23 protein-coding genes are annotated in these 23,327 nt (G+C 66.8%); 10 read left to right on the top strand and 13 right to left on the bottom strand.

Annotation, left to right across the window (positions count from 1 at the left end):
• Positions 1-76 precede the first annotated feature (76 nt).
• Genes R9B84_RS33490 through osmF form a run of 4 tightly spaced genes read right to left on the bottom strand, consistent with a single transcriptional unit; the run spans position 77 to position 3,910 of the window.
• Positions 77-835: an ABC transporter permease gene (locus R9B84_RS33490; protein WP_423761700.1), complete on the bottom strand. Its 759-nt coding sequence runs from the start codon at positions 833-835 to the stop codon at positions 77-79.
• Positions 832-1,770, bottom strand: a complete 939-nt coding sequence (locus R9B84_RS33485) for an ABC transporter ATP-binding protein (protein WP_423761699.1) — start codon at positions 1,768-1,770, stop codon at positions 832-834. Before R9B84_RS33485 ends, R9B84_RS33490 begins: the two co-directional genes overlap by 4 nt.
• Positions 1,767-2,990: an ABC transporter permease gene (locus R9B84_RS33480; protein WP_423761698.1), complete on the bottom strand. Its 1,224-nt coding sequence runs from the start codon at positions 2,988-2,990 to the stop codon at positions 1,767-1,769. Before R9B84_RS33480 ends, R9B84_RS33485 begins: the two co-directional genes overlap by 4 nt.
• On the bottom strand, positions 2,987-3,910 hold the full coding sequence (osmF, locus tag R9B84_RS33475) for a glycine betaine ABC transporter substrate-binding protein OsmF (RefSeq protein ID WP_423761697.1): 924 nt from the start codon (positions 3,908-3,910) through the stop codon (positions 2,987-2,989). The genes R9B84_RS33480 and osmF overlap by 4 nt, the downstream gene beginning before the upstream one ends.
• A 416-nt stretch (positions 3,911-4,326) precedes the next feature.
• On the opposite strand from osmF, the gene R9B84_RS33470 reads away from it, so the two are divergent.
• Both R9B84_RS33470 and R9B84_RS33465 read left to right on the top strand, forming a co-directional pair.
• Positions 4,327-5,427 carry a porin gene (locus R9B84_RS33470; protein ID WP_423761696.1) on the top strand — a complete coding sequence of 367 codons (1,101 nt, stop codon included), beginning with the start codon at positions 4,327-4,329 and terminating at the stop codon, positions 5,425-5,427.
• Between the two features lie 23 nt (positions 5,428-5,450).
• Positions 5,451-6,275 (top strand): phosphate/phosphite/phosphonate ABC transporter substrate-binding protein, encoded by an 825-nt coding sequence (locus R9B84_RS33465; protein ID WP_423761695.1) that lies wholly within the window; start codon positions 5,451-5,453, stop codon positions 6,273-6,275.
• A 55-nt stretch (positions 6,276-6,330) separates the two neighbouring features.
• On the opposite strand, the gene dbpA is transcribed toward R9B84_RS33465, so the two are convergent.
• From dbpA to R9B84_RS33440, 5 genes are all read right to left on the bottom strand, one after another.
• Positions 6,331-7,728 carry an ATP-dependent RNA helicase DbpA gene (gene dbpA, locus R9B84_RS33460; protein ID WP_423761694.1) on the bottom strand — a complete coding sequence of 466 codons (1,398 nt, stop codon included), beginning with the start codon at positions 7,726-7,728 and terminating at the stop codon, positions 6,331-6,333.
• A gap of 1 nt (position 7,729) precedes the next feature.
• On the bottom strand, positions 7,730-7,927 hold the full coding sequence (locus R9B84_RS33455; RefSeq protein ID WP_040140903.1) for a hypothetical protein: 198 nt from the start codon (positions 7,925-7,927) through the stop codon (positions 7,730-7,732).
• Positions 7,928-8,339: 412 nt separating this feature from the next.
• Complete coding sequence (gene mqo / locus R9B84_RS33450; protein WP_423761693.1) at positions 8,340-10,001, bottom strand: malate dehydrogenase (quinone); 1,662 nt, start codon at positions 9,999-10,001, stop codon at positions 8,340-8,342.
• 575 nt (positions 10,002-10,576) lie between these two features.
• Positions 10,577-10,864, bottom strand: a complete 288-nt coding sequence (locus R9B84_RS33445; protein ID WP_423761692.1) for a hypothetical protein — start codon at positions 10,862-10,864, stop codon at positions 10,577-10,579.
• A 64-nt stretch (positions 10,865-10,928) separates the two neighbouring features.
• Positions 10,929-11,417, bottom strand: coding sequence for an Lrp/AsnC family transcriptional regulator (locus tag R9B84_RS33440; RefSeq protein WP_096475371.1), 489 nt, complete (start codon positions 11,415-11,417; stop codon positions 10,929-10,931).
• Between the two features lie 126 nt (positions 11,418-11,543).
• Here R9B84_RS33440 and R9B84_RS33435 point away from each other — a divergent pair, with 126 nt between their 5' ends.
• Complete coding sequence (locus R9B84_RS33435) at positions 11,544-12,581, top strand: histone deacetylase family protein (protein ID WP_423761691.1); 1,038 nt, start codon at positions 11,544-11,546, stop codon at positions 12,579-12,581.
• A 70-nt stretch (positions 12,582-12,651) separates the two neighbouring features.
• Positions 12,652-13,794 carry a branched-chain amino acid ABC transporter substrate-binding protein gene (locus tag R9B84_RS33430; RefSeq protein ID WP_423761690.1) on the top strand — a complete coding sequence of 381 codons (1,143 nt, stop codon included), beginning with the start codon at positions 12,652-12,654 and terminating at the stop codon, positions 13,792-13,794.
• A 60-nt stretch (positions 13,795-13,854) separates the two neighbouring features.
• On the opposite strand, the gene R9B84_RS33425 is transcribed toward R9B84_RS33430, so the two are convergent.
• A complete protein-coding gene (locus R9B84_RS33425; protein WP_423761689.1) occupies positions 13,855-14,724 on the bottom strand; it encodes a mechanosensitive ion channel family protein in 870 nt (289 codons plus the stop codon).
• A 328-nt stretch (positions 14,725-15,052) separates the two neighbouring features.
• Between R9B84_RS33425 and R9B84_RS33420 the strand changes: the two genes are divergently transcribed.
• Both R9B84_RS33420 and R9B84_RS33415 read left to right on the top strand, forming a co-directional pair.
• Complete coding sequence (locus R9B84_RS33420) at positions 15,053-16,426, top strand: M23 family metallopeptidase (protein ID WP_423761688.1); 1,374 nt, start codon at positions 15,053-15,055, stop codon at positions 16,424-16,426.
• Positions 16,427-16,514: 88 nt separating this feature from the next.
• Entirely contained in the window at positions 16,515-16,622 is a 108-nt protein-coding gene (locus tag R9B84_RS33415) for a hypothetical protein (protein ID WP_423761687.1), read from the top strand.
• Positions 16,623-16,736: 114 nt separating this feature from the next.
• Here the strand turns inward: R9B84_RS33415 and R9B84_RS33410 are convergent, their stop codons facing one another.
• The 3 genes from R9B84_RS33410 to R9B84_RS33400 form a co-directional block, all read right to left on the bottom strand.
• Positions 16,737-17,576, bottom strand: coding sequence for an AraC family transcriptional regulator (locus tag R9B84_RS33410; RefSeq protein ID WP_423761686.1), 840 nt, complete (start codon positions 17,574-17,576; stop codon positions 16,737-16,739).
• A gap of 149 nt (positions 17,577-17,725) precedes the next feature.
• The gene (locus R9B84_RS33405; RefSeq protein WP_423761685.1) at positions 17,726-18,466 is read right to left on the bottom strand and encodes a fucose-binding lectin II; all 741 of its coding nucleotides are present in this window, start codon (positions 18,464-18,466) and stop codon (positions 17,726-17,728) included.
• A 202-nt stretch (positions 18,467-18,668) separates the two neighbouring features.
• Entirely contained in the window at positions 18,669-19,058 is a 390-nt protein-coding gene (locus R9B84_RS33400; protein ID WP_047901918.1) for a fucose-binding lectin II, read from the bottom strand.
• Between the two features lie 928 nt (positions 19,059-19,986).
• On the opposite strand from R9B84_RS33400, the gene leuA reads away from it, so the two are divergent.
• From leuA to R9B84_RS33380, 4 genes are all read left to right on the top strand, one after another.
• On the top strand, positions 19,987-21,696 hold the full coding sequence (gene leuA, locus R9B84_RS33395) for a 2-isopropylmalate synthase (RefSeq protein WP_423763533.1): 1,710 nt from the start codon (positions 19,987-19,989) through the stop codon (positions 21,694-21,696).
• A gap of 123 nt (positions 21,697-21,819) precedes the next feature.
• Positions 21,820-22,227 (top strand): peptide ABC transporter ATPase, encoded by a 408-nt coding sequence (locus R9B84_RS33390; protein WP_321790985.1) that lies wholly within the window; start codon positions 21,820-21,822, stop codon positions 22,225-22,227.
• Between the two features lie 218 nt (positions 22,228-22,445).
• Positions 22,446-22,781 (top strand): ArsR/SmtB family transcription factor, encoded by a 336-nt coding sequence (locus tag R9B84_RS33385; RefSeq protein WP_423761684.1) that lies wholly within the window; start codon positions 22,446-22,448, stop codon positions 22,779-22,781.
• A gap of 22 nt (positions 22,782-22,803) precedes the next feature.
• Positions 22,804-23,298, top strand: coding sequence for an arsenate reductase ArsC (locus R9B84_RS33380; protein WP_423761683.1), 495 nt, complete (start codon positions 22,804-22,806; stop codon positions 23,296-23,298).
• The last annotated feature ends 29 nt before the right edge of the window (positions 23,299-23,327 follow it).

The following is a 23,327-nucleotide window of genomic DNA, read 5'->3' as shown; positions in this document are numbered from 1 at the left end:
GTGATGGAGCGAGCCGGACGCGGTGCACCGGCCGGGACAACGACGAGCAAAAACGGAAAACGGAGGCGAGCGCCGCTCAATCCGGCGCGAGTCGCGCGGCGGCCGGCGCGAATGCGCGGCCGGCCTGGCCGAGCACGTCGTACACCGCGACCGCAAGCAGCGCGACGACGATCCCGCCCTGCAGCACGAACGCGGTGTTCGACGTCTGCAGGCCCGCGATGATCACGTCGCCGAGCCCTTTCGCGGCGACCGTCGAACCGATCGTCGCGGTGCCGAGGTTGATCACGACCGCGAGCCGGATGCCGTTCAGGATCACCGGGAACGCGAGCGGTAGCTCGACCGCGAACAGTTGCTGGCGCGCGCTCATGCCCATCCCGCGCGCGGCGTCGAGCGTCGCGGCCGGAATGTCGCGCAGCCCGGCGATCGTGCTTTCGAACACGGGCAGCAGCCCGTACAGCACGAGTGCGATCAGCACCGGCTTCACGCCGAAACCGACGGCCGGCACCGCGAGCGCGAGCACCGCGACGGGCGGGAAGGTCTGCCCGATGTTGACGATGCTGCGCGCGATCGGCAGGAAGTCCGCGCCTGCCGGCCGCGTGACGAAGATGCCGGCGACCAGCGCGACGATCGCGCCGACGGCACTGGACACCGCGACGATCGAGAGATGGGCAAGCGTCAGGTCGAGCAGGCTCGCACGGTCGTAGAGCGCCGGCGCGCCGTTGTCGGCGAACGGCGCGAACAGCGGCGCGAGCCATTCGCTGCGCAACAGCAGCACGAGCAGCGCGGCGAGCACGGCGGCGCGCGCGGCGCCGGAAGCGAATGCGGCGGCCCTCATCGCGGCTGCCTTGCGCGCGCGACGATCGCGGGCAGCGAGATCCGGCCGCGCACGACGCCGTCCGAGCCGGCGACCGGCAACGCGTCGACGCCGCGCCACAGCAGCTCGGCGATCGCATCGCGCAGCGACGCGGCACCGGATAGCGGCGCACCGTCGGCCGTGCCGGGCTCGACGACCTCGTCGACGCGGGTCAGCGCGAGCAGCCGCAGCGGCCGGTCGTCGCCCGCGACGAGCTGTTCGACGAAACCGGGCGCGGGCCGCGCGAGGATGTCGGCGGGCGATGCCGCCTGCAGTACTCGGCCGCGATCCATCACGACGATCGTATCGCCGAGCTTCAGCGCTTCTTCCATGTCGTGCGTAACGAAGACGATCGTGATGCCGAGCCGGCGCTGCAGCGCGAGCAGGTCGTCCTGCGCCTTGCCGCGAATGATCGGGTCGAGCGCGCCGAACGGCTCGTCCATCAGCAGGATGCCGGGTTCGGCCGCGAGCGCGCGCGCGACGCCGACGCGCTGCTGCTGCCCGCCCGACAGTTCGTGCGGCAGCTTGCCCGCATAGGCGGCCGGATCGAGCTCGAACAGTGCGAGCAGTTCGCGTACCCGCGCGTCGATGTGATCGGCCGGCCAGCCGAGCAGGCGCGGCACGGTCGCGATGTTGCGCGCGACGCTCCAGTGCGGGAACAGGCCGTGCCCCTGGATCGCATAACCGATGCCGCGCCGCAGTTGTTCCGGGGGGAGGGTTGCCGTATCGACGCCGTCGATGCGGATCGTGCCGCTGGTGGGCGCGATCAGCCGGTTGATCATCCGCAGCAGCGTCGACTTGCCGCTGCCCGACGCGCCGACCAGTGCGGCGATCGTGCCGCGGCGAATCGACAGCGTGACGTTGTCGACGGCGGTTTGTTCGCCGAAGCGGCGGCTCACGTGTTCGATCTCGATCATGCGCGGCGTCCTTTTGCGAGTGCGGTGGCGGCGTCGAACACGACGGCGGCCGCGAGCGCCAGCGCGATCGTCGGGATCGCGCCAAGCAGCACGAGGTCGGTCGCCGACTGCCCGATGCCCTGGAAGATGAAGGTGCCGAAGCCGCCGCCGCCGATCAGCGCGGCGACCGCGGCGAGGCCGATGTTCTGCACGAGCACGATCCGCACGCCGCTCAGGATCACCGGCAGCGCGAGCGGCAGCTCGACCTGGAACAGCCGCTGCGCGCGCGTCATGCCCATCGCGGCCGCGGCCTCGACGGCCTGCGGCGGAATCTGCCGCAGCCCGACCACGACGCTCGATGCGATCGGCAGCAGCGAATACAGGAACAGCGCAAGCGCGGCCGGCGCAGCGCCGATTCCGCGTATGCCGAGCGCGGCCGCGAGCGGCACGTGTGCTGCAAGCAGGCCGAGCGGCACCATCAGCAGCCCGTACATCGCGATGCTCGGAATCGTCTGCACGATATTGAGAACCGGCAGCAGCACGCCGCGCAGCGTGACCGAGCGCGCGGACGCGACGCCGAGCGGCACGCCGGCCGCGATCGCGGCGGCGACCGAGCCGCCGACGAGCACGGCGTGCCGGCCCGCTTCCTGCCAGAACGTGTCGGCGCGCGCCGCGTATTCCTGCATCACGGAGAGACCGTCCCACCACCCGGCGTGCAGCAGCGCGGCGAGCACGGCGAAGGCGGCGGCCAGCGCGGCGAGGCGTTTGACCGGGCCGAGCGCGAGCCGTGCGGACGCATCGACGACGAGCGCCGCGTACGCGAAGAACAGCAGCCACGCGCCGGTCGCGGGCGACACGCGTGCGAGCGGATTGTCGTCGGTGACGAGATGGGCCGGCACATGGCCGACGAGCGCGCCGAGGCCGAGAAGCAGCACTGCGCCCGCAACGAAACGCGGCGCCGGCCGGCCGCGCAGCAGCGCGAACAGTGCGCTCGCCGCGCCGGCCGCGTACAGCGTGACGGCTTGCCAGTGCGGGAAGATGTCGGCCAGCGCGAGATCGTGCCCGGCGACGATCCGGTTTGCGCGGAACGTGACGAACGGCGCGAACGCGAGCGCGGCCGCGATCGTGCCGGCGATCAGCACGCCGACGCGGTCGACGCGTGGCGCGCGCACGTTCGCGGCGTCGGCGCTCGAGCCGGTGTCCGCCGGCTGGCCGGCCGCTGCGTGCGCGCCGGCGATCATTTGACGAAACCCTTCGACTTCAGATAGCCGGCGGCGACGGCCGACGCGGGTTCGCCATTCAACTGGATGCGGCTGTTGAGCGTCTGCAGCGTCTTCAGGTCGAGGCTCGCGAACACCGGCTTCAGGTAGTCGGCGATCTGCGGATGCGCTTTCAGCACCGCTTCGCGGATCACGGGCGCCGGCGCGTAGACGGGCTGCACGTGCTTTGCATCGTCGAGCACGACGAGGCCGGACGATGCGATGCCGCCGTCGGTGCCGTAGACCATCGCGGCGTTGACGCCGTCGGTCTGGTTCGCCGCGGCCTTGATCGTCGCGGCCGTGTCGCCGCCCGACAGCACGAGCAACTGATCCTGCTTCAGCTTGAAGCCGTACGCCTTCTCGAACGACGGCAGCGCGGACGCGCTGTTCACGAACTCGGCCGACGCCGCGAGCTTCACCTTGCCGCCGTTGCCGGCCCATTTGCCGAAGTCGTCGAACGTCTTCAGCCCGTTCGCCTTCGCGACCGTGCCGAGCACCGCGACGCCCCACGTGTTGTTGGCCGGCGCGGGCGTGAGCCAGACGAGATGGTTGGCCGCGTAGTCGAGCTGCTTCGCGGTGTCGTAGCCTTTTGCGGCGTCCTTCCAGACCGGATCGTCGGCCTTGTTGAAGAAGAACGCGGCGTTGCCGGTGTATTCGGGATAGATGTCGATCTCGCCGGTCGTCAGCGCCTTGCGCACGATCGGCGTGGTGCCGAGCCCGATCTTGTCGGTGACGGGGAGGCCGTGCGACTTCAGCACCTGGGAAATCAGGTTGCCGAGCAGGTTGCCTTCGGTGTCGATTTTCGATGCGACCGTGATCGACGGCGCGGCGCAGACGGCGGCCGAAGCGGTCACGGCGAAGGTGGCGACGCCGAGGCGGCGGATCGATCGGAGGAATGTCATGGGGACCGGGGCTCCAGCGTGTTGTCGAGGCTTGCCGAATGCCGCGCCGCGTGGCGTGTCGTGCGCGCGGCTTCGGGGCGCCCGTCGCGCGGGTGACGCGACGGACACACGCTGCGAAACGGCAGACCCGGTGCGCCGGCCGCGTTGCGACGTGCGGGCGAACCGCAGGCGGCTCGCGACGATTCGGAAGGAACGCGAACTTTACCGAACCGATGCCGGACGGCCAATCAATCGATTCGCATTTGCTTATCGCGGTGGCTCACAAGCCCGCCGGCCGGCGTCCGACGAGGCGCGACCGGGAAATCTCTGGAATCGAATTCTCGATTCGTTCGTTGGCGCGCGCCGGTCGCATCGATATAGTCCCGCATTCCCCGCAGACGGTTCGCATCTCTGAACAAATAGAACGGAACATCCCGATGAAGAAACTCCTGTTCGCGCTGCCGCTCGCCGCGGCCGCTACCGCCCACGCGCAAAGCAGCGTCACGCTGTACGGCATCGTCGAGGACGGCGTCGACTACGTATCGAACGTGCAGGGCAAGCATCTCGTGCAGCTCGCATCGGGCGTGACGGCCGGCAGCCGCTGGGGCGTGCGCGGCACCGAGGATCTCGGCGGCGGGCTGAGCGCGATCTTCCGGCTCGAAAGCGGCTTCGACCTCAATTCCGGCCGCCTCGGCAGCGGGCTCGCGTTCTCGCGCAACGCTTATGTCGGCCTGAACGATGCGAGGCTCGGCACGCTCACGCTTGGCCGCCAGTGGGATTCGATCGTCGACTACGTCGAGCCGTTCACGCTGAACGGCAATATCGGCGGCTATTACTTCGCTCACCCGAACGACATGGACAACACCGACAACGGCTTCCCGATCTCGAACGCGGTCAAGTACCGCAGCCCGACGATCGCGGGCGTCACGTTCGGCGGCCTCTACGCGTTCGGCGGGCAGCCGGGCCGCTTCTCCGACAACGCGACGTTCAGCGTCGGCGCGAGCTACGCGGCGGGGCCGGTCGGCTTCGGCATCGGCTACCTGCGGATCAACAACCCGGGTGTGTCGACGCAGGGCTACCAGAACTATCCGGGTTTCACGAACGCGATCTACGGCAACTACCTCGATGCGGCGCGTGCGCAGAAGGTGTTCGGCGTCGGCGCGTCGTACCAGGTCGTGCAGTGGCTGAAGGTGCTGGCCGACTTCACGAACACGAACTTCCAGCAAGGCAGCGCGGGGCACGACGCGACGTTCCAGAACTACGAGCTGTCGGCGCTCGTCACGCCGACGCCCGCGGTGACGGTCGGCACCGGCTACACGTACACGACGGGCCGCGACCATGCGACGAACGCGGAGCCGAAGTATCACCAGTTCAACCTGAGCGTCGAATACGCGCTGTCCAAGCGCACGAGCGTCTATGTGATGGGGGCGTTCCAGAAGGCGGCAGGCGATGCGCCGGTCGCGCAGATCGCGGGCTTCAATCCGTCGAGCAACCAGAAACAGGCGGTCGGGCGCGCGGGTATCCGGCACGTGTTCTGACGTTTCGATCGTAGAATGCGCGCATGAGCCAATGGATCGCAGCACTGCCGATGTACAACGTGACGCCGCGCCACGCCGCGCTGTGGCGCGCGCTGCTGCGCGACGCGCTCGATGCGTTCGCGAACGCGGGCGGGCCGGCCGGCGTCGTGCTTCCCGACGAACCGTTCGACGACCTGCCCGCGCTGTGGCTGCGCGACGATCTGCTGCTGTCGCAGACCTGCGGCTATCCGTACCGGATGCTCGGGTTGCGCGATACGGTGCATCTGGTCGCGACGCCCGTATTCGATGCCGAAGGCTGCAATGGCGCGCGCTACCGCAGCGTGCTGGTCGTGTCGGCACGCGTGCATGCGGGCGGCGCGACGACGCTCGCCGCCTGTCGCGGGCTGCGGGCCGCATTCAACGGCGGGGATTCGCACAGCGGAATGAACGCGTTACGGCATGCGGTCGCGCCGCATGCGCACGACGGAAGATTCTTCGGATCGGTCACGCCGTTCGGCTCGCACCTGAACGCGCTGCGTGCGCTGGCATCAGGCGAAGCCGATTGCGCGGCGATCGACTGCGTGACGTTCGCGTATGTGCGCGATGCGCTGCCCGAATTGCTGAAGGAGATCCGGATCATCGGCACGACGGCATCCGCGCCGGGATTGCCGTTCATCGCATCGCGGACGCTGGAGGAAACGCAGGTCGCCGCATTGCAGGATGCGCTCGATCGCGCGGTCGCGGCCGATGCGGAACGCTCGCGCGTGCTGAGACTGAAGGGATTCGAACGGCTGTCGCCGGACGACTACGACACGATTGCGCGGTTTGCGCGGGAGGCCGCCGCGCACGGGTATCCGGAACTGGCGTGAGGTGCGGGTAGTGCAGGGCGGCGCGCAACGGCGAGACCGTCCGCGCCGCTTCCCGTCACTCTTCGTCCATCAACCGGACCTTGACCCGCTTGCCCTTGATCTTCCCCGCATTGAGCTTGCGCAGCGCGTCGTGCGCGACGCCGCGCTCGATCGCGACATAGGTCGAGAACTCGGTCACGTTGATCTTGCCGATCTGCTTGCCGTCGAACCCGGCATCGCCGGTCAGCGCGCCGAGCACGTCGCCCGGGCGGATCTTGTCCTTGCGTCCGCCGAGGATCTGCAGCGTTTCCATCGGCGGCGTCAGCACGCCGTCGTCGGCCGGCTTCAGCTCGGCGAGCGGATGCCATTCGACGTCGCGCTTCTGCGCCTGCTCGATCCCGCCGACGCGGCCCATCTCGTCCATGCTCGCGAGGCTCAGCGCCCAGCCGTCCTGATCGGCGCGGCCGGTGCGGCCGATGCGGTGCACGTGCACTTCGGGGTCGGGCGTCACGTCGACGTTGATCACCGCTTCGAGTTGCGCGATGTCGAGCCCGCGCGCGGCGACGTCGGTCGCCACCAGCACCGAGCAGCTGCGGTTCGCGAACTGGATCAGCACCTGGTCGCGTTCGCGCTGGTCGAGCTCGCCGTGCAGCGCGAGCGCGTGGAAGCCCTGCGCATGCAGCACGTCGAGCAGGTCGCGGCACTGCTGCTTCGTGTTGCAGAACGCGATCGTGCTGACGGGCCGGTAGTGGTTCAGCAACTGGCCGACCGCGTGCAGCCGCTCGTTCTCCGTCACTTCATAGAAGCGCTGGCGGATCTTGCTGTTGTCGTGGCGCTCTTCGAGCTTCACTTCCTTCGGATTGCGCAGGAACTGCTGGCTCAGCTTCACGATGCCGTCCGGATAGGTCGCGGAGAACAGCAGCGTCTGGCGCGTCGTCGGGCACATCCGCGCGACCTTCGCGATGTCGTCGAAGAAGCCCATGTCGAGCATCCGGTCGGCTTCGTCGAGCACGAGCGTGTTCAGCGCGTCGAGCTTCAGGTTGCCGCGATCGAGGTGATCCATGATGCGGCCCGGCGTGCCGACGACGATATGCGCGCCGTGCTCGAGGCTCTGCGCCTGCGGGCGCATCGGCGTGCCGCCGCACAGCGTCAGCACCTTCACGTTTTCCTCGGCGCGCGCGAGGCGGCGCACTTCCTGCGCAACCTGGTCGGCGAGCTCGCGCGTCGGGCACAGGATCATCGCCTGCACGTCGAAGCGGCGCGCGTCGAGGCGCGACAGCAGCGCGAGCGAGAACGCGGCGGTCTTGCCGCTGCCCGTCTTCGCCTGCGCGATCAGGTCCTGGCCGGCCAGCGCGATCGGCAGGCTCGCGGCCTGGATCGGCGTCATGTCGACATAGCCGAGCTGCGCGAGGTTGGCGAGCGTGGCGGGCGTCAGCGGCAGCGCGCTGAAGGGCGTGGCGGTCGATTGGGTCATGTCAGGAGAGGTCTCCGAGGTAAGGGCGGCCTTCCATCTGTTCGTAGACGACGTTCCCTTCATCGTCTTCGAAGCGTTCGAGATAGTTGCGCGCGCCGCACAGCGGGCAGCGGAACAGCAGCCCCTGGCCTTCGTCCTTGATGACGACGTCGGACGTTTCCCACTGCGTGCCGCAGCTCTGGTTTCGGCAAGTAAACACGGTCTTTCTCCAGCTGAATTCGGTTGGTGGCGCGCCCGGGCGGGCGCGGCAACGGGTGTGCGGCGCTCGCGCGGATCGGGCGCGGGCCGCACCGGCGGTCGCGTGGACTGCGTCGATGCGGAGGGTGGATCGGATGGCGACGGCGTCGCGCGTGCCCGCAATTCTAGCGGATGCGGGCGACCGGCGCGGGGGATCGGCGCGGGCGATCGACAGTGGGCGACGGCTGCGGGCGACCGGCGTGGGCGACCGACAGTGGACGACGGCCGTGGGCGACCGGCGTGGGCGACCGGCGTGGGCGACCGGCGTGGGCGACCGACGCGGGCGTCGCCTCCGGCACGCGCCATGAAAAATGGCCGTCCCGGAGGGCGGCCATGTCGTGCGGCGCAACGGCGCCGCGCAGCGGTCGTGCGCGTTACAGCGCCATGTCGGCCGACGCCTTGGCCGGGCGAGCCGGCGCGGTGCCGGTCGCCTGCGACGGCACGCTGACGTCGATCTTCGGCGGCGGCGAGAGCTGCAGCACGTCGCTCGTATAGGTCCATTCCTCGACGACCTTAGCCGGGCTGTCGTTCAGCTTCGTGCCGTAGCTCGGCACGATCTGGCGGATCTTCTGCTGCCACTCGGGCGTCGCGACCTTGTCCTTGAACACCTTCTTCATCAGGTTCAGCATGATCGGCGCGGCCGTCGATGCACCCGGCGACGCGCCGAGCAGGCCCGCGATGCTGCCGTCCTGCGAGCTGACGATCTCGGTGCCGAGCTTCAGCACGCCGCCCTTCACCGGGTCGCGCTTGATGATCTGCACGCGCTGGCCGGCCTGCCACAGGCGCCAGTCTTCCTTCTTCGCGTTCGGGAAGTATTCCTTCAGCGCGTTGAAGCGGTCGTCGTCGGACAGCATCAGCTGGCCCGCGAGGTACTGCACGAGCGGGAATTCGTCGACTCCCACGCGCATCATCGGCGCGACGTTGTGCGTGTTGGTGCTTGTGAGCAGGTCGAAATACGAGCCGTTCTTCAGGAACTTGGTCGAGAACGTCGCGAACGGCCCGAACAGGATGATCTTCTTGCCGTCGATGATCCGCGTGTCGAGGTGCGGCACCGACATCGGCGGCGAGCCGACCGACGCCTTGCCGTACGCCTTCGCGAGATGCTGCTTCACGACGTCGGGATTGTCGGTCACGAGGAACGAGCCGCCGACCGGGAACGCGCCGTAATCCTTCGCCTCGGGGATGCCCGACGCCTGCAGCAGGTGCAGCGCACCGCCGCCCGCGCCGATGAACACGAACTTCGCGTCGACGGATTGCGGCGGTTCATCCGAATGCAGCTTGACCCACGACACGTGCCACGTGCCGTCGGCGTTGCGCGAGATCTCGCGCACTTCGCTCGACAGCGACAGCGTGAAGTTCGGCTGCGTCTTCAGGTAGCCGACGAACTGGCGCGTGATCTCGCCGAAGTTCACGTCGGTGCCGATCGGCGTCCAGGTGGCGGCAACCTTCTGCTTGCGGTCGCGGCCTTCCATCATCAGCGGCACCCACTGCTTGATCTGGTCGTAGTCTTCCGAATACTGCATGCCGCGGAACAGCGGGCTCGCCTGCAGCGCTTCGTAGCGCTTCTTCAGGAAGCGGACGTTGTCGTCGCCCCACACGAAGCTCATGTGCGGCGTCGAGTTGATGAACGAATGCGGGTTCTTCAATACGCCCTGCTTGACCTGCCACGCCCAGAACTGGCGCGAGATCTGGAACGACTCGTTGATCTCGACGGCCTTCGAGATGTCGATCTTGCCGTCCGCCTTTTCCGGCGTGTAGTTCAGTTCGGCGAGCGCCGAGTGGCCGGTGCCCGCGTTGTTCCAGCCGTTCGAGCTTTCCAGCGCGACGCCGTCGAGGCGCTCGACCATCGTCATCGACCAGTCAGGCTGAAGCTCGTGCAGCCAGACGCCGAGCGTCGAGCTCATGATGCCGCCGCCCACCAGCAGGACGTCGACCTTCTTCGTATCGGCCGCGTGCGCGGACGACGCGGCGACGCACAGCGCGAGCGCCGACAGTATTACCCGTAACGTTTTGATCACAGCAGATCCCTTTCTCAACTTGGATGCATCGGTTTGCCATGCCGCCCGACGAGCGTTTCGATCGCGCCGATACGCGCATCCGGAGATCCGGATCGCGAATCGGGAATTCCGGATCGACGCTGCTCGCCGTCGCATTTGCGCACGCGAAACCGTTGAGGAGGACACCTTCGGATCGGCTTCTTGCGGGCGGGCAATCCCCTGCTTCGCGGTGGCGCGCAACGCGCCCGGGCCCCTGCGGCAAGCCTGCGCGGACGACGCTTCAGGCTGCGTGGAAAGAGGCCGCGCGCGACGCGTGTGGCGGGGGCGGGGTGGCAAGGGGCGCGTAATATAACCGAAGTCGATTGCCGTGTCGCACGCGAAAAATGTCCTTGTTTTTGTGGGGTTTTTCGCGTGTCCGGGTTTCCGGAATCGGGGTGTGCCGTGCCGGAAAACCGGCGGGAATTTGACGGCGCGGCGCGCGCGATTGGCGCGCCGTGTGCCGATGTGAAACGTCGGAATGTCGTATTGCGCGATGCACGGAAGCAATGCGCGAGCGATCGCGCAACGCGTCGCGCCGGCACATCATTGCGTCGCGGCATTGCGCCGCGATCCGCCTACTTCGCCGAATTGTTCCTGCAGAACTGCTCGTACGCTTGCGCCGAATTCGCGAAGCCCTTTTGCTTCGCGAGTTCCCACGGGCGCTCGCATTGCTGCGTCTGTTCGCACCATGCGTAGCCGGCCGAGCCGATGCAGCCGTGCGCATCGCGATCGCCGCCGACCATCGGCGGTGCGGACGGCGCCGGCGAACCGGCAGGCGCGGACGATTGCGCCGCACAGGCGCTCAATGCGAACGCGCATGCAAGCGCGGCGGCAACCGAGACGGAGGGGGTGAAACGCTTCATAGGGTAGTGCTCCATGGGGTGAGGGTCGGGAACGGAATGACGGTTCGCAGGTTCATCGCGCCGTTCACGCGTCCGGCACCGGCACGCGCGACGAGAACTTCACCTCGCGCAACGCGAGGCTCGACTGGATTGACGACACGCCGGCCTGCTTTCTCAGCACGCGTTCGACGAATTCCGCATAGGCGTCGAGATCGGCCGCGACGACCTGCAGGATGTAGTCGGCCGCGCCGGTGATCTTGTGGCACGACGTCACTTCGTCGTGCCGCCGCATCACATCCTCGAAGTGATCCGAATCCTGGCCCGAGTGCATGTTGAACGTCACCTGCACGAACGCGAACACGTTCATCCCGAGCGCGCGCCGGTCGAGGTTCGCCTGGTAGCCGGTGATCACGCGTTCGTCCTCGAGCCGCTTGCGGCGGCGCCAGCACGGCGTGACGCTCAGCGACAGCTTTTCGCCGAGCGTCGCGTTCGACAGCGCGCCGTCTTCCTGCAGCAGGCGGAGCATCGCGCGGTCGACGCCGTCCAGTTCAACCGAGGCGCGATTTTTGCTCATATCCGTGGTTCCGTAGACAGTTTTCTCAAAATTGTACGAAACGGCAATGTGAATAGCAAAGTTATTGCCGGTCGGTGTCAATAGACTGTTTCCACCCTCTCACTGCCATCACTGCAACGGTCAACCATGCTCACGGTCTACAGCAGCGATCACCACCTGCATCGCGGCGTCGAACTGAAGGACGGCGCGATCACCGAGTCGTTCGAAAACCCCCTTCGCGCCGAAACGGTGCTCGCGCAGGTCCGCGCGGCCGGCCTGGGCGACGTGATCGCGCCGCGTGCGTTCGATCGCGCCAGCTATGCCGGCGCGCACAGCGCGCGCTACGTCGATTTCCTCGCCGGCGCATGGGACGAATGGGCCGCGACCGGCCGCACCTGCCAGGCGCTGCCGCTCGTGTGGCCGGTGCGCGCGATGTCGGCGGCCGCGACGCTGCCCGACTTCATCGACGGCAAGCTCGGCTTCTTCGCGATGGACGCCGGCGCGCCGATCAACGCGGGCACGTGGGACGCGGTGAGCGCGAGCGCGAATTCGGCGCTCACCGGCGCCGACCTGCTGTCGAACGGCGGTGCGTGCGCGGCGTTCGCGCTGTGCCGCCCGCCCGGCCACCATGCGGGCCGCGAGTACATGGGCGGCTATTGCTACCTGAACAACGCGGCGATCGCGGCGCAGCACGGTATCGCAAGCGGTGCCGCGCGCGTCGCGGTGCTCGACGTCGATTTCCATCACGGCAACGGCACGCAGGACATCTTCTACGAACGCGCGGACGTGCTGTTCGCGTCGATCCACGGCGAGCCGTCGGTGTCGTATCCGTACTTCTCCGGCTACGCGGACGAGCGCGGCGCGGGCGCGGGCGAAGGCTTCAACCTGAACCTGCCGCTGCCGAAGGGCACGCAGTGGGACACCTACGCGACGGCGCTCGGCCATGCGGCGGACGCGATCGTTGCGCATGCACCCGACCTGCTCGTCGTGTCGCTCGGCGTCGACACGTTCGAGCACGATCCGATCAGCCATTTCCGGCTGCGCTCGCCCGACTACCTGCGCATCGGCGAGGCGCTCGCGCGCCTGAACCTGCCGACGCTGTTCGTGATGGAAGGCGGCTACATGGTCGACGAGATCGGCATCAACGCGGTGAACGTGCTGCTGGGTTTCGAAGGGCGCGCGTGAGCGCGTTGTTTTGCCTTCAACGAACGACGTATCCAAACACAGACGAAGAGCGACAAGGAAGGAGACAGCCATGAATCGACATCACAAGACGGCATTCGCTACCGCGGCTGCATTGGCGAGCGCACTGTCGGCGTTCCCGGTGCACGCGGATGAAGTCGTGCGCATCGGGCACGTCGCGCCGCTGACCGGCGCGATCGCGCATCTCGGCAAGGACAGCGAAAACGGCGCGCGGCTCGCCGTCGAGGAAATCAACGCGAAGGGGCTCGCGATCGGCGGCAGGACGGTCACGCTGCAGCTCGACGCGCAGGACGACGCGGGCGATCCGCGCACCGCGACGCAGGTTGCGCAGCGGCTCGTCGACGACAAGGTCGTCGGTGTCGTCGGCCATCACAACTCGGGCACGTCGATCCCGGCGTCGCGCGTCTATCGCGACGGCGGCGTCGTGCAGATCTCGCAGGCCGCGACCAACCCGACGTACACGCAACAAGGCTTCAAGACGACCTATCGCGTCGTCGCGACCGATGCGCAGCAGGGGCCGGCGCTTGCGATGTACGCGGCAAGGAACATGGGTATCAAGACGGTGGCCGTGGTCGACGATTCGACCGCATACGGGCAGGGCCTCGCGACCGAGTTCGAGAAGGCCGCGAAGGCGGCCGGCATGAAGGTCGTGTCGCGCGACGCGACGAACGACAAGGCGATCGACTTCCGCGCGATCCTCACGAAGATCAAGGGCGCGAACCCGGACGCGATCATGTACGGCGGGATGGACGCGACGGGTGGCCCGCTCGCGAAGCAGGCGCGCCAGCTCGGCATGCGCGCGAAGATCCTCGCAGGCGACGGCGTGTGTTCGACCGACTTGCCGAAGCTCGCGGGCCCGGCGTCGGACAACGTCGTGTGCTCCGAGGCCGGCATCGCGCTCGAGAAAATGCCGGGCGGCGCGGCGTTCGCGAAGCGCTACGAAGCGCGTTACCACCAGCCGATGCAGGTGTATGCGCCGTTCTCGTACGACGCGGTATACATCATCGTCGACGCGATGAAGCGCGCGAATTCGACCGACCCGGCGAAGGTGCTGGCCGCGATGCCGGCCACCGACTATCGCGGCGTGATCGGCGAAACCAGCTTCACGCCGCAGGGCGACCTGAAGCACGGCGCGATCTCGGTGTTCACATACAAGAGCGGCAAGAAGGCGCTGCTCGATATCGTGAAGATGTGACGGCGAAGCCGGGGCGCGCCGCGCGTGATGCGCGGTTGCGCGCCCCGATGTCGTTACGCGTTACGACGCCCGTACGCGCACGCTGTCCTCACGACGTTCCGCGTCGTGCACGATGTGCAGCTCGCGCGTGCGGATCGGCAGCGCGCAGTCCGCATCGGCGAGCACCTTGCGCACCTGGCGCGCGAGGCGCCAGCGCATTGCCCAGAACGTGTCGGTATGCGTCCACACGCGCATGTTCGCGACGGCCGTGCTGTCGTCGAAGCGCATCACCATCACGTCCGGCGCGGGATCCTGCAGCACGTCGGGATCGGCGGCGGCCAGCGCGCGCAGCGCGTCGAGCGCGCGATCGATATCGTCATGCACGGACACTTCCACTTCGAGATCGAGGCGGCGCGTCGGATTGCGCGTGTAGTTGCGGATCGAGCTGCCCCACAGCGCGCTGTTCGGCACGAATTCGCAGATGCCGTCCGGCTTCGTCAGCCGCGTCATGAACAGGCCAACCTCGTCGACGGTGCCCGCGACGCCGGTGCCGCCGTCGATATAGTCGCCGACCTTGAACGGCCGCAGCAGCAGGAGCATGATGCCGGCCGCGATGTTCTGCATCGTGCCCTGCAGTGCGAGCGCGATCGCGAGGCCGGCCGCGCCGAGCACCGCGACGATGCTCGCGGTTTCGACGCCGAGCTGCGACAGCGCGCCGACGATCGCGACGATGCGGATGCCCCACACGGCGACGTCGCAGAGAATCGGCCGCAGCGTGTCGTCGACGCGCTCCTTGTTCGAGAGCAGCCGGTTCAGCCAGTTGCCGATGCGTTTCGACAGCCACCAGCCCGCGACGAGCAGCGCAAGGCCCGCGCACAGCTTGATGGAAAGGGTGGACAAGGCGTTCCACAGGAACGTCCAGCGTTCCGGATGTAGTTGATCGAGAAACATGACGGGATACCGGGTTGAATGCACATGGCGCAACGCATCGCGCGCCCGCCGTTGTCGGACCGGCATGCGCTCGCGCGGGCAGCCCTCGACTGTACACGCCACGCGATGTTTCGCGCGAATGCATGGGGTCGGGCTGCCGATGCTATCGGACGGTGAAATCCGGAATTCGTTCGAGTACTAAGCGGCGTTTCAAAAAAATAAGACTCGTCTCATTTTGTCGTTTCAAGCATGCCGGTACACTCGGTTTCGAGTTGCCGGATCGCGACGATAGTCCCTCCGCGATACCCGGTCCTTTCCCGATTTTTCATCGATAGCGAGTGACGACGTCATGCGGTTGGACCTGCGTTTCCGTCTCGCACGCGAACAAGGTCAATCCGCCCGACGCGGTGTCCGCTGTTTCCCGATTCGCCGCGTGCTGCTGCGCGGTGTCATCGCGGCGGCCTGTGCGGCCGGTACACAGGGTGCGACAGCGCAGGCGTTTCACGACGCCGCGCCGTTCACGCCCGTGATGGCGGAAACGGCAGACCTTGTCGACGTGCCTTTTTTCAGTTCCGCCCGGACGACGTGGGGCGGCTTGCGGGCATCGTCGGCAGCGCCGCTCGACGTCGCGTACGCATTGCATGCGTCGAACGTGCCGACAGGTGCCGATCGCGACGATCCCGTTGCCCGCTTCGGCGCATGCGTGGCTTACCGCGTGCTCTGCGACGCGGCGCGCGGTGCGATCGAACGTGGATATGCAACGCGGTTCGCCTACGGCATTGCATCGCCGTTGCCGTCGATGGGTGCGCAGCCGGCATTCGGGCGGGGCTCCGTCGATCTGGCATCCGCCGAGCCGTTCATGCTCGCCGAGCCGGATCGCGGTACGCGCGCCGGTGCGATTACCGGCAGCCTGCGGGCGTCGCTGGCGCGCGCCGACCTGCCGGCCGGCGTCGCGGCGCAGGTCATCCGTTTGCTGGCCGGGCGCATCGACCCGAAGCAGCGCGGCGAGGCAGGCGATACCTTCCGCGTCGCATTCGAACCCGACGTCGGCGCGACACGGCAGGGCGGCGTGCGCGTGACGGCGCTCGACATCCGCTTTCGCGGCCAGCAGGTCGCGGGCGTGTGGTTTGCGCCCGACGCGGGTTCGCCGGGTGCGTACTACGACCTCGACGGCATGCCGCTCGCCGGCGCGCGGTTCGCGATGCCGGTCGCCGTGACGCGGATCAGCTCGCAGTTCGGCGCGCGCGTGCATCCGGTGACCGGCGCGCGCCACGTGCATTCGGGCGTCGATCTGGCTGCGCCGGCGGGCCGTGCCGTCCATGCGTCGGAGCGCGGTGTCGTGACGTTCATCGGCACCGAGCCGCGCGGCTACGGCAAGTATGTGGTGATTCGTCATGACGGCGGTTATGCGTCGTACTACGCGCACCTGTCGGCGTTCGAGCCGACGCTGCGAACCGGCGCGCGCGTCGCTCGCGGTCAACGGGTCGGCGCGGTCGGCAGCACCGGGACGGCGACCGGCCCGCATTTGCACTTCGAGGTCCGGCGGCATGACCGTCTCGTCGATCCGGTCGCGCTGGTGCAGGCAGCCGAAGCGGCGACGCTGAAGGGCGAGCGGCGTGTGGCGTTCAACCGCTTGGCTCATGCCGCGCGTACGCAGTTGGCCGCGGCTATGTGGTCGCAGCCGGTCGCAATGTCGACGGCTGCCGCATCGCATGCCGGCTGACCGCTGACCGGACGCCGGTCACGCCGGCCGGCATCGTTGCAGGCGCGCATCGACGGCAGGGCAGATCGGCGCGGGGCTCGTCGCGCAGTTGACGAAGCGCGGCAGCGTGTATGCGACGGTCAGCTACCTGACGAACAACGGCGGCGAGCATCAGCGCACGATTACCGGGAATGCGGGCGCGCGGTGGGCGTGGTGATGACGCGTTGACCGATCGGCCGCGGCGTGTGTCGTCGCGGCCGATCGGTTCGTTGCGCAGCCCGGATTCATCACGAGATCCGTTCTCGCGTCGGCGAATCCGCGCACAGATCGATCACTGCGCGCTTTCGATCGGCAACCAGATTTCGAGCACCCCGGTGCCGGTAACCGGATCGTAGTCCCCGCTGTAACGCTCGAACTCGGGCGCGTCCACCGCGTTGAACCCCGACGTCGGCAGCCAGCCGTTCCAGATGCTGTAGAAGGTCTGGTGAAGCGTGGAGATGTGTCCGCTGTGTTCGAAGACCGCATAACGTTGCGGTTCGAGTTCGACGCAACGAAATGGAGCCGGCAACCGGTCGCGACTCCTGACCTCCACGCCCGCGATGTATTCGAAGCTGCCATCCGCATCCGGGTTGCAGCACACGCCATACGTCACGTCGCCGACCTGGCCGGGGATGTTGCCGATGTACGGGATAAAGGCTTGCCAGAGCGCCGGAATCCCTTCATTGGTTTCGAAGGTATAGCGGCTGCTCATGCCCGCGATCAGCTGCCTTTCGGCGACTTCGAAGCGTGATGGTGCAACGGCGATGATTTTCAGCTCTTTCATGCGAAGCGGCTCCACAAGAGACAATCCGTCGAGAGTGCGCCGTGCCCGCACTTCTTCCGGCGTGACGCCGAACAGATCGCGGAAGGCGCGCGTGAACGCCTCATGGGAGCCATATCCGGCATCGAGTGCCACGTGAAGGATGTCCGGCGCGCCTTGCGCCAATGCCCGCGCCGCACGCGTCAGCCGCCTCGACCGGACATAGCGCATCACCGGCCAGCCGGTATTCATCGAGAACAGGCGCGAAAAACCGAAGCGCGTCATGTCGCAATCGGCGGAGATCCTGTCGAGTGTCAGTTCCCTGTCCAGTTCGGTTTCGATAAACCAGAGTGCTTGTCCAACCGGGTTCATGGTGTGCCAATGAGGGTGTCGGGCGGACTATATGGTATCGGTGGCGGGCGCATTTGATCGTTCTTGCGGCACGCGGCCTGGCCTGGCGGGGGCTCAAAAGCAAATCGCCACGCCGGGCGGCGTGGCGATGGTCGGCAGGATCGCGCTGCTTAACCGAGCGGCCAGTTCAGGACGGCGATGCCGTCGTTGTAGTCGCCGTCCGCACCGTCTTCCGACCCGACCAGCCCGAAGTAGGTCTTCTTGAAGATGTCGACCTGACGCGAGCCGATCTTCGACGGCTTGCCGTTCGCCGTCACGACCACGCGCACCTTCCCCTTGCCCGAATTCAGCACTTGCGTGTTCAGGTTCGCGTCCTGCGTGCCGGCGCCCTGGAATGTCGCGGCCGGTTTCGGATTGTCGTCGACGAAGACCTCGATCGTCTGCTGGGCGGACGAGTTAACGAGCGCCGTCACGCCGAACGCGATGTTCGGCGGCAGGTTGAAGACCCCGTCGCGTTCGCCGCCTGCGTTCGTCACGGGGTCCGGCTGCGCGGGTTGCGGTTGCGCCGTCGCTTTCGCGAAGTACGTGACCACGGCGCCGATGCCGAACCTGGCGGCTGCGCCCGGCAGCACGCCGGGCGCGCCGGCCCACGTCACCGTGCAGGCGACCACCTGCCCCGTTGCATCGGTCTTGACCTTGTTCTGCCAGTTGCTGATGTCGAAGCTGTACGGCACGGTGGAGAGGTCGACGAACACGTCGTATTGCGGCAGTTTCTCCACGAGTTGCGCGGTCATGAACTGACGCATCCTGTCCAGCACCGCCTGGTCGCCGCCGGCCTGCACGGCGAGCGCGTCGTTGCCGGCGAGTTGCAGAAGTGCATACAGGTCGTCATGGGTAAAGGGTTGTGACATGTCGTCCTCGTCGGAATGAAAGGTCTCGCGTCGCGCGGCCGACGAACCGGTTTCGCCGTTTCGCGCGCGGAGCAAAACGTGGGGCAGCCGTGACTGCCCGAACGATTCGCAAGGTGGTTGGCGTCGTCGCCATTGTGATATCGGCAGCGGCGCGCAACGCATGCCGGGCGCCGGATCACCGATCGCGTCGGCGTTCAGCCGTTCAGCCGATCGGCCATTGCAGCACGACGATGCCGTCGTTGTAGTCGCTGTCGTGGCCGTCTTCCGACACGACGATCCCGAAGTTGACCGTGTACGGCGAGCCGTCCGATTTCTTGCCGTTGATCGGCGCGAGGCGCGCGTCGGTGGCCGACGGCTTGCCGTTCACCGACACTTCGAAACGGATCTTGCCGTTGCCGGAATTCAGCGTGACTTCGCGCGTGCCGTCGCGCGTGGTCAGCTTGTGATAAGCGGCGGGTTCCTTGCTGTCGCCGATAAACAGCTTGATGTGCTGTTGTTCAGCGGCATTCGCGAAGAAAATCGCGCGGAAATCGGTATTCGGCGGAATCGAAAATTCGCCGGCGCGATTGGATGACGTTTGAGAATCGGCCATGCTTTCCTCCTGAAGAACAGTGGTGAGGCGTCTCGCCGCGTTGTGCAAACGTTTGCCGTTTGAAACGCGGTTCGGCAAGCATGTCGAAAAATAAATAAAAAAATATTCATCCGAGAATGGTAATTGTTCAGTAAATCGAAAATCGAGGTTAATCGATTTAATGAGATGCGTTTAATCGAGCGTGTTTTTATATATTCCGGAAATTATGCCGACGCACGTGCCGTTTTTCTGAATAGTGCGCGGTCGCACGGGCGGATCGGGAGAGACGGGGCAATCAGGCTTCGGGGCGGACGCTCGGTGTTCGCATATGGCAGCGTTCGTTTCAACATCAGCATCGCTGTCATGGCCACGCCCACCGGCCACCACCGAACACCCACGCCGAAGCCCGATTGCAAAGGGAAGGCGTGCGGCGACCGGCGAAGAGGATGGACCGACTCACTCCGAACATGAATAGGACGTCACCGGCGCCGCACCCACGACGCATATCGACGGGGCAGGTCGCAGCCTATCGGACAAGGCTGATTCCGCAGGCGACTCGGCCACAAGATTCACGCGCGCGCCGTTGACAGCCCCCACCGCCCTGTGATCTGATTCCGGCCATGCAAGCCGCCCAGCCCCTCTTCTCGCTACGACTACTAGCCCGCTTCTCCGGGCTGGGTCTGCGGCTGCGCGCTTTCCATCTGCTTCTTTCCTGAAGCGCGAGATTTCCCCCGCATCACCGACCTGGCCCCGGTTGTCGACCGGCGCCTGAGTTCGTCTTTCCTCCGTATCGCTCCGCTCCGTCCCGGTCGCTCAACCGCCAAGGCTGTCGTTTGCCGTACCGCTTTGCCGTTGTGCCGTTTCATCGCTGCGCGCGCAGCCGGCCTCCGCTGCTGATGGCCGCCGCGCCGCGGTTTCCCGATAAACAGACCGAGGACCGAACACCATGATGCTGAAGAACCCCGCGACGAAGTACCGACCGTTTACGCCTGTCAACCTGCCGAACCGCACGTGGCCGACGCGCACGATCACGCACCCGCCGATCTGGATGAGCACCGACCTGCGCGACGGCAACCAGGCGCTGTTCGAACCGATGGACGCGACGCGCAAGATGCGGATGTTCAAGACGCTCGTCGCGATCGGTTTCAAGGAGATCGAGGTCGCGTTCCCGTCGGCGTCCGAAACCGATTTCAACTTCGTCCGTGAACTGATCGAAGGCGGCCACATTCCCGACGACGTGACGATCGAGGTGCTGACGCAGGCGCGCGACGACCTGATCGAGCGCACGTTCGAATCGCTGCGCGGCGCGAAGCGCGCGATCGTGCACCTGTACAACGCGACCGCGCCGGAATTCCGCAAGATCGTGTTCGGCCTCGACCGCGACGGCGTGAAGCAACTCGCGGTGAACGCAGCGCGCACGATCAAGCGCTGCGCCGATGCGGCGACCGATACGCAGTTCACGCTGCAATACAGCCCCGAAACCTTTACGGCGACCGAACTCGACTTCGCGAAGGAAGTCTGCGACGCCGTGTTCGACGTGTGGCAGCCGACGCCCGAGCGCAAGTCGATCGTGAACCTGCCGGCGACCGTCGAAATCGGCACGCCGAACTTCTATGCGGACCAGATCGAATGGATGCACAGCAACCTCGCGCGACGCGATTCGCTGATCCTGTCCGTGCATCCGCACAACGACCGCGGCACCGCGGTCGCGGCGGCGGAGCTCGCGGTGATGGCCGGTGCGGACCGGATCGAGGGCTGCCTGTTCGGCAACGGCGAGCGCACCGGCAACGTCGATCTCGTGACGCTCGCGCTGAACCTGTACACGCAGGGCGTCGATCCGGGCCTCGATTTCTCGCAGATCAACGAAGTCGCGCGCACGTCCGAGGAATGCACGCAGTTGCCGATCCATCCGCGTCATCCGTACGTCGGCGACCTCGTGTTCACCGCGTTCTCCGGCTCGCACCAGGACGCGATCAAGAAGGGCTTCGCGGTGCAGCGCGCCGATGCCGTGTGGGAAATGCCGTATCTGCCGATCGATCCGAGCGACCTCGGCCGCACGTACGATTCGATCATTCGCGTGAACAGCCAGTCGGGCAAGGGCGGCATCGCGTACCTGCTCGAACAGGGGTATGGCATCGCGCTGCCGCGTCGCCTGCAGGTCGACTTCAGCGCGGCCGTGCAGCGCCTGACCGACGACAGCGGGCACGAGGTGACGAGTGCGCAGATCTGGTCGCTGTTCCAGCAGGAATACGTGGAGGGCGACGCACCGCTGCGTTATGTCGGCCATGAGCTGATCGAACGCGACGGTCGCGAAACGATCGTGCTGACTGCCGACGTGCACGGCGAGCGCCGCGTGCTGCGCGGCGAAGGCAACGGCCCGCTCGACGCGCTGATGCACGCGCTGCGCACGCCGCTGCGGATCCAGCACTACGAGGAACGCGCGTTGTCGCAGGGCGCCGATGCGAAGGCGATCGCGATCGCGGAACTGGCCGGCTCGGGCGTGCGCGGCAGCGCGTTCGGCGTGGGCGTCGACGCGAACCTGACGACCGCGTCGATTCGCGCGGTGATCAGCGGCGTCAACCGCGCGTATGCGCGGGCGGACGAAGCGGCGCAGGAGACGTTTTTCGACGTGCAGCACGCGGTGAAGGCTGTCGCGTAAGCGGTGCGGTGATGGGGGCGGGCCTGACAACCCTGGCAGGTGATGACTTCCTGCAACGGGCGTATCGTGCAAGCGGCGCGCGCGGGGCCATTTTCCCGCGCCCATCACCATGAGGAATGCGTCATGTCGAAGCTCGATGCCCTGCGGGGCGACATCAAGGGGCAGGCCCAGGAAGCGGATCGCCACAACCTGGTTCGGCCGGATGCGAACGGTGCACTGTGGGCGCGCGGCCTGACGACGAAGCGGGTCGCCGACCTGTTCCGGACGCTGCCGGGTTTGCCGGGGCACTGGATGCAGTTGCAGAACGAGGTCAATGCAGGGAATCGCTACTTCTATGGCGGCATCCAGAACGGCAGCGTGACGACCGACGAAGGGAAGGCGCTGATCCGCTGGATCGCCGATGCGGTCGTGAGTGCCGCCGGGAAGGCCTCGTTCGATTTTCCGCTGCAGCAACTGCGCTTCACCGCCGACATGGGCTGGCTCAAGCTGCAGCGCGTGTCGGGGCGCGTGATGGTGTTCTCGCGGCCGTGAGTCGTGAGCTGTGAGCCGTGCGTCGGGCCCGATGCTGACCGCCCGGGAGCGCATCGGGAAGTGCATCGGAAGGCGCGCGACGCGTAGTTGAAGGCTGGGCTGTCGTCGGGCGAAGGGTTCGTCCGCTGGCGCAGTCGTTGTGTTTGTCCCCGTTCGTTGGCCACCGCTTCATCCCGAGGTGGCTTTTCTGAATTCGATATTTCGACTATTATCGAAAAATGGAAACGAACCAGACCATCGCCGCCCTTGCGGCGCTCGCGCACGAATCCCGGCTCGCCGTCTTCCGCGCGCTCGTGCAGGCGGGGCCGCAGGGCCTGCCTGCCGGGCAGATCGCCACGCTGCTGGATGTGCCCCCTTCATCGCTCTCCTTTCATCTGAAAGAACTGACCCATGCAGCGCTCGTCACGAGCCGGCAGGAGGGCCGCTTCGTCATCTATTGCGCGAACTTCGCGACGATGAACGGCTTGCTGGCCTATCTCACGGAGAACTGCTGTGGCGGCAATCCGTGCTCGCCGATGTCGGCCTGTTCGACATCCGGCAAGCAACCTTCCTGAAGCGCCTTCGCGTACCTCGCCCATGACCACGAACGTCCTGATCCTCTGTACCCACAACTCCGCGCGCAGCGTGCTCGCGGAGGGCATGCTCAATCATTGGGCCGCGAAGCTCGGCAAGGACGTGCGCGCGTACAGCGCCGGCAGCGCACCGAGTGGCCGGCTCAATCCGTTTGCGCTGGAAGCGTTGACGAACGCCGGTGTCGACGTCGGCGGCTACAGCAGCAAGAGCTGGGACGAATTCGTCGGCGACAACGTGCCTGAAATGCGCGTCGTCATCACGGTGTGCGACAGCGCGGCCGCGGAGACGTGCCCGTACTGGCCCGGCAGCCCCGTCAAAGTGCATTGGGGCTATGCCGATCCGTCGAACGCCGAGGGCGGCGACGAAGGCAAGCGGCTCGCGTTCGAACTCACGCGTCAGGCGATCGGTTATCGGATGTTGCAGTTGCTGGCGCTGCCGCTCGATCGCATGAGCAACGCCGAACTCCAGGCGGCTCTGACCGATATCTCGCGAAACTGAGTATTCACGCGGCGGCCGGGCGAATCCAC

It is taken from the genome of Burkholderia sp. NLJ2, from assembly GCF_049487195.1.
GTDB lineage: Bacteria > Pseudomonadota > Gammaproteobacteria > Burkholderiales > Burkholderiaceae > Burkholderia > Burkholderia pyrrocinia.
This window is presented reverse-complemented; position numbering and strand designations above follow the sequence as displayed.